Origin of the sequence: Cupriavidus plantarum, from assembly GCF_905397285.1 — a bacterium.
GTDB classification, from domain to species: domain Bacteria; phylum Pseudomonadota; class Gammaproteobacteria; order Burkholderiales; family Burkholderiaceae; genus Cupriavidus; species Cupriavidus plantarum.
On record NZ_CAJPUX010000012.1, the window covers coordinates 74,550 to 85,453 of the forward strand.

The 10,904-nt window shown below is 67.2% G+C and carries 11 protein-coding genes and 1 pseudogene; 1 reads left to right on the forward strand and 11 read right to left on the reverse strand.

All coding sequences use genetic code 11. The features are described from left to right. Positions 1-45: 45 nt before the first annotated feature. From KHP16_RS26610 to KHP16_RS26620, 3 genes are read right to left on the reverse strand one after another with little or no spacing between them, the layout of a single operon-like run. Positions 46-1,020, reverse strand: a complete 975-nt coding sequence (locus tag KHP16_RS26610; RefSeq protein ID WP_109584811.1) for a Bug family tripartite tricarboxylate transporter substrate binding protein — start codon at positions 1,018-1,020, stop codon at positions 46-48. A 43-nt stretch (positions 1,021-1,063) separates the two neighbouring features. Continuing rightward, positions 1,064-1,408, reverse strand: coding sequence for an AtuA-related protein (locus KHP16_RS26615; RefSeq protein ID WP_109584810.1), 345 nt, complete (start codon positions 1,406-1,408; stop codon positions 1,064-1,066). 15 nt (positions 1,409-1,423) lie between these two features. Next, positions 1,424-2,785: an acyclic terpene utilization AtuA family protein gene (locus KHP16_RS26620; RefSeq protein ID WP_115954986.1), complete on the reverse strand. Its 1,362-nt coding sequence runs from the start codon at positions 2,783-2,785 to the stop codon at positions 1,424-1,426. Positions 2,786-2,896: 111 nt separating this feature from the next. On the opposite strand from KHP16_RS26620, the gene KHP16_RS26625 reads away from it, so the two are divergent. Next, complete coding sequence (locus tag KHP16_RS26625; RefSeq protein WP_109584808.1) at positions 2,897-3,781, forward strand: LysR family transcriptional regulator; 885 nt, start codon at positions 2,897-2,899, stop codon at positions 3,779-3,781. Here the strand turns inward: KHP16_RS26625 and KHP16_RS26630 are convergent. The 8 genes and pseudogenes from KHP16_RS26630 to KHP16_RS26665 all read right to left on the reverse strand — a co-directional run. Further along, complete coding sequence (locus KHP16_RS26630; protein ID WP_121492752.1) at positions 3,763-4,578, reverse strand: SDR family oxidoreductase; 816 nt, start codon at positions 4,576-4,578, stop codon at positions 3,763-3,765. The two genes, KHP16_RS26625 and KHP16_RS26630, sit on opposite strands and share 19 nt — an antisense overlap. Before the next feature lie 50 nt (positions 4,579-4,628). Beyond that, positions 4,629-5,765, reverse strand: a complete 1,137-nt coding sequence (locus KHP16_RS26635) for an ABC transporter substrate-binding protein (protein ID WP_211961470.1) — start codon at positions 5,763-5,765, stop codon at positions 4,629-4,631. 193 nt (positions 5,766-5,958) lie between these two features. Further along, positions 5,959-6,471, reverse strand: coding sequence for a DUF1269 domain-containing protein (locus KHP16_RS26640; RefSeq protein WP_211961472.1), 513 nt, complete (start codon positions 6,469-6,471; stop codon positions 5,959-5,961). Between the two features lie 167 nt (positions 6,472-6,638). Further along, on the reverse strand, positions 6,639-8,078 hold the full coding sequence (locus KHP16_RS26645) for an acetate kinase (RefSeq protein ID WP_109584804.1): 1,440 nt from the start codon (positions 8,076-8,078) through the stop codon (positions 6,639-6,641). Positions 8,079-8,153: 75 nt separating this feature from the next. After that, positions 8,154-9,290 (reverse strand): hypothetical protein, encoded by a 1,137-nt coding sequence (locus KHP16_RS26650; RefSeq protein WP_211961473.1) that lies wholly within the window; start codon positions 9,288-9,290, stop codon positions 8,154-8,156. A gap of 11 nt (positions 9,291-9,301) precedes the next feature. Beyond that, complete coding sequence (locus KHP16_RS26655) at positions 9,302-9,997, reverse strand: C39 family peptidase (RefSeq protein WP_109584802.1); 696 nt, start codon at positions 9,995-9,997, stop codon at positions 9,302-9,304. After that, positions 9,994-10,359: a hypothetical protein gene (locus tag KHP16_RS26660; RefSeq protein ID WP_109584801.1), complete on the reverse strand. Its 366-nt coding sequence runs from the start codon at positions 10,357-10,359 to the stop codon at positions 9,994-9,996. Before KHP16_RS26660 ends, KHP16_RS26655 begins: the two co-directional genes overlap by 4 nt. Before the next feature lie 127 nt (positions 10,360-10,486). Beyond that, positions 10,487-10,904: pseudogene (locus KHP16_RS26665) on the reverse strand (hypothetical protein); the annotation flags it as partial.

Consider the following 10,904-nt stretch of genomic DNA (forward strand, 5'->3'; position numbering starts at 1 on the left):
TACCCAATGGGCGAGCGTACCCGTTTCTGCGTGGCGAAAGTCCGCTTATTCCGGCTGGATATTGGCGGACTTGATGATGCGGCCCCACTTCGCCGATTCCTGCCCCTGGAACTTCGCCAGTTCCGCCGGCGTGCTCGTGAACACCTCGGTGCCGGTGGTCTGGTAGAAGCTGGCCGCGGTCTCGCTCTTTGCGGCCTTGACGAGCATCGCGTTGAGCTTGTCCACGACCGCCGGCGGTGTCTTCGCCGGCGCGTAGGCCGCGAACCAGTAGCTCATCTCGTAGCCCTTGACGCCCGCTTCGTCGATCGTCGGCACGTCCGGCGCCAGCGGCGACCGCGCCTTGCTCGACACGCCCAGCGCGCGCAGCTTGCCCGTCTTGACTTGCGGCAGGCCCGTGGCCGTGTCCGTGATCATCATCTGGATCTGGTTGCCGAGCAGGTCGGTGATCGCCAGCGGGTTGCTCTTGTATGGCACGTGCAGCAGTTCCACGTGCGCCATCTGCTGGAACAGTTCGCCCGCGATGCGCGACGACGAGCTGCCGCTGCCAAAGCTCAGCTTGCCGGGCTCCTTCTTGGCCAGCGCGATGAACTCGCCGACGGTCTTGGCCGGCAGCGACGGGTGGACGACCATGATCTGGCCGCCGCGGCCGAGGGCGGCCACCGGCGAGTAGTCCTTGACGGGGTCGTACGGCAGCTTCTTGAACAGGTGCTCGTTGGCCGCGTGCGTGGTGTTCGTGGTGATCAGCACCGTGTAGCCGTCGTTGCTCGCCTTGGCGACGTCCGTCGCGGCGATGAAGCCGTTGGCGCCGGGCTTGTTATCGACGACGACGGTGACCTTCGTGTCCATCGTGACGGCCTGGCCGATCGCGCGTGCGAGCTGGTCGGTGGCGCTGCCCGCCGCGAATGGCACGACAAAGCGGATGGGCTTGTCGGGATAGTCGGCCCAGGCACTGCCCATCGGCAGCATCAGCGAAGCGAGCGTAGCGGCCGCGAGCGCGAGCGGCTTGGGAAATGCGTACATCTTGGTCTCCTCGGGTGAATTCGTTATGGGTGTGGCGGCGGGTTCAGGTCCCGCCAGCCATTCGCGGCGGTACGGGCACGGGCATCCGCAACAGCAGGAACGCCAGGGCCTTGCCGTGCGTGTCCAGATTGAGCGAATCGTTCACGCCGCCATCCAGCACGCCGTCGATGACGAAATTCATCGCCTGCAGCGACGGCACGAGATAGCGCGTCACGGTCGTGGGGTTGCGGTGGGAGAACAGCGCGCGCACGGCGTCTTCGGTCACATGTTCCACGAGGTGGTCGAAGTCGCGCGCGTCATAGGCGATGACGCTGATGTTCGAGCGGTCGCCCTTGTCGCCCGTGCGGCCGTGGGCGAGCAAGTACAGGGGGGTGGTCGGCGAGGTCATGACGGGCTCTTTCGATCAGGCGACGAACGTGTGGGTCGGGGACACCGCCGCGCGCGGCACCAGGCACGACATTGCGTTCAGGCGGCTGCGCAGCGCGGTGCGGACGCCGCCGCCGCCTGCCGGACCGCAGGTGTATAGCGTGTTGACCTCGCGCAGCAGGGCCTGGGCCACGGCCTTGTCGTCGTGCACGAGCGCGGCGCGCAGGCGTACGTCCTGTGCGTCGGCCTCGCCCGGCTGCGCGCTCGCGAGCATTGTCCCGGCATCGTCGGCGAATACGCTTAGCACGCCGATGAGGTCGAATCGGATGTGCGCGTCGAAGCCGAGCATGGTCATGCGCTTGCGAACGATGTCGGCGGCGAGACGCGCGCGGGCCGCGGCGTTGGGGCCGGCGTATGAGATCTCGCCTTCGGCGATCCAGCCGCCCTGGTAGAACAGGTTCGCCTTGAGGGTGTCCGTGCGGGCATGGCCGCGGATGTTGCGGACGGCCACGCGGTCTTTGCCGATCTGCTCGACCGTGACTCCGCCGATGTCGGCGACCACGTCGGGGGTGAGGTAGGCGCGGGGATCGTGGACCTCGTACAGCAGTTGTTCCTTGACCGTGCGGAGGTCGACGCAGCCGCCTGTGTTGTCGGCCTTGAAGATCTCGATGCCGCCGTCGTCGTCGAGTCTGGCGATGGGGAAGCCCACGGCGTGGACATCGGGCACATCCTTCATGCCGGGGTCGGCGAAGTAGCCCCCGCTGACCTGCGCGCCGCATTCGAGCAGATGGCCCGCCATCGTCGCGGCGGCCAACCGGTTCCAGTCGTCCCAGGCCCAGCCGAAATGGGCCATGGCGGGGCCGACGGCGAGGGCGGGATCGGCGACGCGGCCGCAGACCACGACCTGCGCGCCTTCGCGCAGCGCGTCCGCGATGCCGCGGGCGCCGATATAGGCGTTGGCACAGACGAAGCGGGCCTCGGGAAAGCTTTCGCCGACGCGGTCGCGCAGAAGGGTGCGGCCTTTGTCGTCGGACAGGTCGTCGCCTTCGACGACTGCCACGCGCGGCGCCGGCAGTTCGAGTTCGGCGGCAAGGGCGGCGATGCGGCGAGCGGCGGCGCGGGGATTGGCGGCACCGAAATTGCCGATGATGGGAATGCCGTGCTTCAGGCAGAGGGCCAGCACCGGAGACAGCAACTGGTCGAGCAAGGGCTCGTAGCCATGGTCGGGGTCCTGGCGGCGGGCGAGTTGCGCGAGGGCAAGCGTGCGTTCGGCGAGCGTTTCGAAAATCAGCGCGGCGGGGCCGCCGGCGGCGATCATCGTGCGAACCACGGGCAGCGCGGCATCGGTGCGGTCGCCGGAAAAACCGGCGCCGGAGCCGATCAGCAGGGAGACGGTCATGGGGTGCCTCGGGTGGAATGACGGCGCTTGCATTCTAGGCCCGCTTCGCGTGTTCCAGAAAATGGATTATTTGGATTAATCTATCGGTTTGTTGGATAGAAGCAGACCTCCATGAACATCTCGGTCAGGCACCTGCGGGCGTTCGTCGCGCTCGCGACGCATCGGAACTTCACGCGCGCGGCGCAAGCGTGTCATCTATCGCAATCGGCGTTCAGCACGCTCGTGCAGACGCTCGAGGAGCAGGCCGGTATCCGGTTGTTCGAACGCACCACGCGCCATGTCGAACTCAGCGCCGATGGCCGGCGATTCGAAGAGGTCGCCCGGCGGCTGCTGGACGACTTCGAGGCCGCTTTTGCCGATCTGCGCGATCACGCCGAACGGCGCAAAGGCCGCGTGGCGATTGCCGCGTTGCCGTCGCTGGCCGCAGGCGACCTTCCGCCGCTGATGGCCGCCTTCCACGCCAAATACCCCGGCATCGCGCTCGAGCTCCACGACCAGCTGGCCGATGGCTGCATCGACCTCGTCCGCCGCGGACAGGCCGATTTTGCGCTGGCCCCCGCCCCCGCGCAGGACGCCGATCTGCGGATCGAGCCGCTGGTGCACGACAACTTCCACCTCGTCTGCCGCGCCGACCACCCGCTCGCCCGCAAGCGCCGCATCGCGCCCCAGGCCCTCGCCGGTCTGCCGTTCATCCAGCTCTCACGGACGAGCAGCGTGCGACAGCACCTCGATGCCGCCCTGCACCCGCTGCGACTCAATGGCGTCATGGAAGTCGAGCATCTGGCCACAGTGGCCGCGCTCGTGGAAGCGGGACTCGGCATCTCCGTGGTGCCCGCGCTGGCCCTGTTTCAGTTCCGCCGCGAGACGCTCGCCATCCGGCCCATGCAGATGCCTCAGCTCGTGCGTGACATCTGCCTCGTGCGGCTCCGCGAGCGCGGCGACTCTTCGGCCGCGGCGGCGATGATCGACATGCTGCGTCAGAAGTGGCCGAGATAACCGCCGTCGACGGCAATGACCTGTCCCGTCACGTAGGACGCTGACGGCGAAGCGAGGAACACCGCCGCGCCGGCGAGTTCGGACGGCTCCCCCCAGCGGCCCAGCGACGTCCGCTGCTGCAGCCACGCCGCGTTAGCCGGGTCCGCAACCATCGCGCGGTTGGGTTCGGTGGCGAAGTATCCCGGAGCAATGGCATTGACGGTAATGCCATGCCTGCCAAGATCCGCGGCCATCGCGCGCGTCAGCGCATCGAGTCCGCCCTTGGTCGCGGGATACAGCACATCGTTCGCGCGCGCCACCTGCCCGGCGATCGACGTGACGTTGATGATGCGGCCATAGCCATGGCGGCGCATCAGCGCGGACGCATGCCGGCACAGCGCATAGGGTGCGACGAGGTTGGTTTCGAGCATCGCGCGCATATGGCCCGCGTCCAGGTGCTCCATCGAATTGCGATGCCGCGCGCCCGCGTTGTTGACCAGGATATCGAGCCGGCCGTGCGCGGCGCCGATCCGCGCGAAGGCCTCGGCCACGGCGGCCTCGTCGGTGATGTCGAGCACCAGCGCTTCCGCGGCAAGCCCTTCCGCCTGCAACTGCGCCACGGTCCGCGCGACGCGCTCCGCGTTGCGCGCGCAGACGAGCACGTGCGCGCCGGCGCTTGCGAGCCCTGCCGCGATGGCCTGACCAAGGCCCTGCGCGCCGCCGGTGACAAGGGCGACGCGGCCGGTCAGCGAGAACGGATGCGTGGAAGTGGAAGTCGACACGGGAAGCACGGCCTGAGCGGCATGGGAAGTTGCCATCGGGCAACTATACCGCAGCGCATCCGCGCACTCCGTGAAGCCTCTATCCTCTATCGAATCAGCTTGCCCGTCGACGAGACGATCGACATCTCGACGAACGACGACCCCGTATGCCGCGTCGCGCTGTAGCTGATGAGGATGCCGCCCAGGTCGTAGTCGCGCAGGTTTTCGAGCGCGGCGACGAGCTTCTCCCGCGTGGGGTCCGGACCGGCACGACGCAGGCCCTCGACCAGCACCTTCGCCGACATGAAGCCTTCCATGCCCGCATTGGTCGGCTCCACGCTCTGCTGCCGCGCGAGGCTGCGGTATTCGCTGGCCAGCGTCATCTGGCTCGAGTTCGTGCCCGGCACCACCTGCGTGATGATGAGTCCGCGGCCGTCCTCGCCAAGGTCCTTGATGAACGAGTCCGCCGCATTGTTCGAGAGGGTCACGAACTGCGCCTGGCTGCCCGCACGCTTCATCTCGCGAATGACTCGCGCCGCCTCGTTGCCCGAGCCGATCACAAGCACGGCCTGCGGATTGGCCTTGTTCAGCGTGGCCACGCCCTGCCCGATATCGCCCATCGGCCGCGCATAGGACGCCGCGCCAGCAGGCTGCACGCCACGCGCCTGCAGCGCGGTGGTGAAGCCTTCGTACACGTCCTGTCCGAACCCGTCGTTGGCATAGAAGATGGCGATGCGCGTCATGCCGGACGTCGCGAGGTGGTTGATGGCGCGCGCGACTTCATCCTGATACTTCGCGCGGACGTTGAACACGTAGCGGTTGACCGGACGGTGCAGCGTGATGGCCCCCGTGAGCGGTGCCACCAACGGCACCTTCTCGGCCGAGATGATCGGCAGGATGCTCTCGTTCTGGGGCGTGCCGCGCACCATGAACAGCGCGAACACCTTGTCTTCCTGAATGAGCTTGCGCACATTGTCCGGCGTGCGTTTCGCGTCGAAGCCGTCGTCGTACGTGACCAGTTCGATCTTGCGGCCATGGATGCCGCCCGCGGCATTGACCGTGCTCAGGTACACATGCGCGCCCGCGATCTGTTCCTTAACCGATCCGGCCACGGGGCCCGTGACCCCCGCGGACTGTCCGATGCGGATGGTGTTCCGGCCGATGCCAGGCTCCGCACTGGCGGTATGTATGGCAAACCCCAGCGCGGCGGCAAGCATGCCCCGCGCCATCCATGATGCGCTCATTGTCTGACCCCTCCCGCGCCACAGTTGGCGCGAAACGCCTGCGTGTTTAATAATTTTTCCGCTGCGCGCGGCGCGCGTCACGTTGCATGACGCGCCGCCACGAGCCACAAATTACCGCAAACGAGTGAGAAGGTGCAAACGCGATGTTGCAGTCGCGGTACACCCCGCGACGCAACATCGATGGCGGAAAGGGTCAGGGAAAGGCGGGAACGGCGGGATCGAGTCCGCCGAAGCGGGCCTCCGGATGCGTGGTACGCAGCAATGCCTCGACTTCCTCGACGCGGCCGCGCGGGACGTCGACCATGAGCAGGAACTTGCCGTCCTCGATGTCGCGCTCGAACGCGCGCAGGCGGCTGTTCGGCGCGGAACTGCCGATCATGCTCGACGCCCATGCGCCAAACACCGCGCCCAGGACCGCGAGCACGCCGACGAGGCCCCACTGCGGCGTATCGCTGACGATGGGGAACATCGCGACCACCACGCCTGCCACGATACCGACGGCGCCGCCGACCATCAATCCCATCTCGGCCGCGTGCACGATGTCCGAGGTCTGGAAAAGATTGGCCTCGTGCAGCCCCGTCATGTCGGTGCCGTCGCGCGCGACGAAGTGGATATGGCGATTTTCGATGCGCGCGAGCAGCAGGTCATCCATCGTGCGGCGCGCACTGGGCAGGTCGGGCAGTAACCAGAAGATTCTTTTGCGCATGGCTATGCTCCTCGGTCAGGCCGCCCCCGTGCATGAGGTCATCCGTCGTGCGGGACGGTTAGATCCGTTGTACGCCGTCGGCCTGGCAAGCGCAAGGCGCAGACGAACCGAAGGGTGATGGTAGCCACGCAAGCGCGCCACGCATCACCCCTCGCACATCACACCGGTCAGAACGTGATCGGCAGCCGCAATGTCACCGTCAGGTCCGGCGTATCGCGCGTCAGACCCGCGCCCACCGACAGGTTGAGCGTGTAGCGCTGGTTGAAGCGATACGAATAGCCAACGAGCAGCGTGCCCTGCGTGATCCTCACCGAGCCAGGAATCGTCTGACCGTTCAGCTTCGTCGGCCAGATGATGCTCTGGTCGTAGCCGATACTGAACGATGCGTGTTCGTTCAGCGAGAGGCCCATGCCGAAGTTGAACTGGAAGATGTCCCCCGGCGAGATCTTGCCGAGGAATTCCTTCTCGCCGTTCAGCACCGTGCGGCTGATGTTGTCGCGCGCGAAGTTGTGCAGGTAGCTGAAGGTACCGAAGAACACGGCCGGGTCGGTCGGCAGCAGCCACGTCACCCCCGGCTGGACCGCCTGGAAACCCGTGCCGGTCGGCAGGCCGAGCGGCAGGCCGGTGCCCGTGGTGTTGCTGACGCAGCGTGTCACGCAGTCCGTCACGACTTCGAACGGATCCTTGCCCGTGTTCGACTTGTAGCGGAACCAGCCGATGAAGTACGGCATCTTCTCGTTGCCGTAGTTCAGCTGGTAGCGCAGCGTTGCCTCGACGTCGCCAAGGCCGCTGCCGCTCGCGTTGAAGACGTTGTCGACGGCGGTCCCCGTGAAGACCTCGCGGCTGACGGTTTGCCCGCTCGTATGCACGTAGGGCACCTTGGCTTCGATCTCGAGCCGCTTCGTGATCCCGTAGCGCAACGCCACCGCGCTCAGGTACGTCGTGGTCTTGACCTCGCGCACGTCGATGAGGCCGATCAGCACAGCCGGGATCACCGAGTAGCCGACCAGCGCGACGCGGTTGCTCGAGGAGTAGCCGTACTGGAAGCTCGGTTCGACGACGATCTTGCCTTGCGGCGTCAATACGCCCGGCTGATCGAAGATCGGCGCGATCTCGGGCGGGCGGCCATCGGACTCGGGTGGACGTCCCACGGGTTCATCGACTGCGGGGCCCGCGAGGGACTCGCCGGGCTGCGCGCCCTGCGCACTGCCCTGACGGCCCGGCTGCACGGCCTGCGGCGCGTCCTGCTGCGCCTGCATGCCTTGCTGCACCGTGTTGTTGATCTGGGTAGCGCTGGACCCCGCGCCGGCCGCGGCGGCGTTCGTCGCCGCATCGCTCGGCGTACGCTGGCCGCCGCGCCTGCGCGCGAGCGATTCGTTGGTCATCACGCTGCGCAGTTCGCGGATGGTGGCCTCCTGCTCCGCGAGCGCGCGCTTCATCTGTTCGAGCTGCCTGGCCTGTTCCTGCAGTTCCCGCTGCAGGCTTTCGAGCCTGGCCACGCCTGGCGGACCACTGTCTGGCGCGGTTTGGGCCTGGCCCAGGCCGCCGAGCAGCAGCATCGTCGAGCAGCCGGCATAGCCGATGCCCTGCAGCGAACGCTTCTTCATGACGTCTTCCTCCCCCGGGACGGCGGGCTGATCGGTCAGGAGCCCGCAACCTGTTGGCCTGTATCGAGTGGACGATTACCTCATGCGCTGAATCACGCTATTCAAGGCGGTGTTGGCGACTTGCGCACGGAAGGCGGCGAGCGTATTCACGCTCGCGCTGATCGTCATCAGGCTCTGAATGCTCTGGTTGTTGAGCGTATTCTGGATGACGGTCGCTGGCATGTTCGCCATCGCACCTACGTTGGCGCTTAAGTTCGCGCGATTGCCGCCGCCGTTCTGCACGACGTTCGACAAGCCATTGGTCGTGACCGAGCCGGTCGCGGTGGCCACGATGCTCGAGGGCAGTCCGTTCGCACCCGTTGCCGAGGCCGACGCCCCTGTCGCGGGTCCACTGCTCGCGGACGCGCTGCTGCCCGCGGAGCCTGTCGCGGCCGCCACCGCGCCGGCGGCGGTGGCCTGCGCGGCCGCGCCAGCCTGCCCCGCCTGCGCGCGCGCATCGGCTGCCGCCGCGTTTGCCGCGGCGACCGCGCCGTTCGCGGCTGTGTTCGCCTGCGCGACCGCGGCCGCAACACCCCCTAGCGCCTGTTGCAGCTGCGCGGCCTGTGCCGCGGTAATCCGGCTGACATCGGGAATGGAGATGCTGGTGGCAACGGCGAGCGAGCCATTGACGTAGACCGCGCGATCGATGCCGAAGCCGACCTGCAGGCCGCCGACGTCGAAGCCGCCACGCGCCTCGTCGAGCTTCGCGTGGGCGACCGGTTTCCATTTCGCCATGTCGTTGCGCGCATGCGTGACCTGAGCGGGGTCGCGCTCGGCGAGGTCCATGGCCCTGGCGACCTCGTCCTGGGCGCGGCGCGCGGCGGGCCGTGCCGCGGGGTCCTCCGCCACGGCCGCGATCAACGCGAGCGCGTCATGACGGGCGCGGGTATCGCCTGTATTGCGCGTCTCGCGTAATGAAGGTTGCGGCGGTGGCAAGGGCGCCGCGGCTGGCTCGGCCAATGCCACGGCGACGGGTACGGCGACGTCGATCGGCGGGGCAACGGCCTCGCCCATCGATGCTGACGACGCGGCAAGGCCGGGGATGACGGCCTCCGTCCCGTCGTCGCTCGCGTGCGCGTTGCCGGCACAGGCGAGTCCCGCGCCAAGCAGCACAGCTGCGGCGGCCGGAAGCGCCGCGCGGCATGGCGCGTGTGATGCGGTTGTCTGAACCATGATGATGTTCCTCAAAAATCGCTGGCGCCATGCTTGGGCATGACGGTGAAGAACAGACTGTCGCGGTTGACTCCCATTGAGTATGGTCCCGTTGGCGCGACACGCCAGTCGGACGCGAGATTGAAGCGGGCGTTCTCGGTGCGGTTGTGGATGACGAACAGCAGGTTGCTGTCCCATATCCGTTCGAAGTGTTCACGCTCGAGCGCGCGCGTGCCGCGTGCCGGATCTCCGATCAGCACGCGATTACCCTTGACTCCCTTCACCACCACGAAATGGTGATAGCCGTTCTCGACGATCAGCACGATCGCCGGGACCTGCGTTTCCTCGAGCTTCGACAGCGGCACCTCGTAGCCATCCGCAAGGAAGCCGCGCGATTCGAGAAAGCGCTTCATGTCCAGCAGCGAAAATCCTTCCGCGCGTATCTTGGCCTGGTCGCCATTCACGTACATGTTGGCGAACACGACCTGCTCGCTCACGGGATAGTTGTACTGGTAGGTGAGCAGCGTTGCCACGGCGGCGGAGCCGCAGCTGAAATCGAACTGCTGCCGGATAGTCGTGCGGAAGCGCGCTTCGCGCAGGCTCGTCACCGGCACCGTGTACACGTTGCCGTTCTGGCCGGGCAGCTGGATCGTGTCGGCGCGCGCATCGGCGAGCGCTCCCACGAGGGTCGCAGCCGAAGCCGCAATCGCGATCGCGAACGTCTTCATTTGAACTGGACGTTGAGAATCGTTGCGTTCTGGATCAGCACGTTCGAACCGGTGTTCTGGATCACGGTCGGCAAACCCGCGGAGTTTGCAAACGAACCGTCGGCGATCGCGTTGCTGCCCGATCGGACGTTGATCGCGGCGTTGTCCGCAACGGTGCCGTGCAGCTTCATGTCGTTGACGACGGTCTCGGCGCCGCCACGCACGCCTTCGAGTTTCTCGGTGGACACCGCCCGCGCGGTCGCGCCGAACGGGTTTGACCGGGTTGCCGCCGCCGCGTCGTCTGGCGGACCGGCAGTAGCATGCAGCGCTGGCCAGGCCAGCAGGGCCGTCACGGTGATGACGGCAAAGCGATGCGATCGCATGGTGCGTCTCCTAGATCCACGCGCGCGGCCCCATCCGGCCCCGTGCGATGGAACGTCTGGCTTCTTCTAGCCGAACCGTCACGCGCGCGTTTCGAACACGCGGCGTGACGGTCCCTGTCAGAACGCTTTAGCGGCCGACAGACAGGTTCGCCTGCACGTTGACGCTTTGTTGCACCAGCGAAGAGATACCGCTGTTCTGGTTGGCGATCATGATGCCCGCCGCCGATTGACCGACACTGGTCATGGCATTGGACATGTTGAACGAGCCGGCATCGACCACGTTGTAGCCGCCGCTGCCGCCAGCGCCACCGACCGCGCCGTTGCCCGCGCCGCCCGTACCGCCCATGCCCGCGCCACCCGCGGCGCCCGCACCGCCCGTACCCGACGAGGCACCTACCGCGCCCGCACCGGCCGTGGCGCTGCCGTTGGAAGCGGTGGACGTTGCGCTGCCGTTGGTCGCCGTACCGCCCGCGCCGCCCGCGCCTGCCACGCTGGTTTGCGCACCGCCCGCGCCGCCCGTTGCCGTGGCCGCGCCTGCAGTAGCG

Bases quoted from the DNA above. Each gene is read 5' to 3' on its own strand.
- KHP16_RS26610 (WP_109584811.1), bottom strand. From the start codon at position 1,020: ATGTACGCATTTCCCAAGCCGCTCGCGCTCGCGGCCGCTACGCTCGCT.
- KHP16_RS26640 (WP_211961472.1), bottom strand. From the start codon at position 6,471: ATGCGCAAAAGAATCTTCTGGTTACTGCCCGACCTGCCCAGTGCGCGC.
- KHP16_RS26635 (WP_211961470.1), bottom strand. From the start codon at position 5,765: ATGAGCGCATCATGGATGGCGCGGGGCATGCTTGCCGCCGCGCTGGGG.
- KHP16_RS26630 (WP_121492752.1), bottom strand. From the start codon at position 4,578: ATGGCAACTTCCCATGCCGCTCAGGCCGTGCTTCCCGTGTCGACTTCC.
- KHP16_RS26615 (WP_109584810.1), bottom strand. From the start codon at position 1,408: ATGACCTCGCCGACCACCCCCCTGTACTTGCTCGCCCACGGCCGCACG.
- KHP16_RS26620 (WP_115954986.1), bottom strand. From the start codon at position 2,785: ATGACCGTCTCCCTGCTGATCGGCTCCGGCGCCGGTTTTTCCGGCGAC.
- KHP16_RS26655 (WP_109584802.1), bottom strand. From the start codon at position 9,997: ATGAAGACGTTCGCGATCGCGATTGCGGCTTCGGCTGCGACCCTCGTG.
- KHP16_RS26645 (WP_109584804.1), bottom strand. From the start codon at position 8,078: ATGAAGAAGCGTTCGCTGCAGGGCATCGGCTATGCCGGCTGCTCGACG.
- KHP16_RS26660 (WP_109584801.1), bottom strand. From the start codon at position 10,359: ATGCGATCGCATCGCTTTGCCGTCATCACCGTGACGGCCCTGCTGGCC.
- KHP16_RS26625 (WP_109584808.1), top strand. From the start codon at position 2,897: ATGAACATCTCGGTCAGGCACCTGCGGGCGTTCGTCGCGCTCGCGACG.
- KHP16_RS26650 (WP_211961473.1), bottom strand. From the start codon at position 9,290: ATGGTTCAGACAACCGCATCACACGCGCCATGCCGCGCGGCGCTTCCG.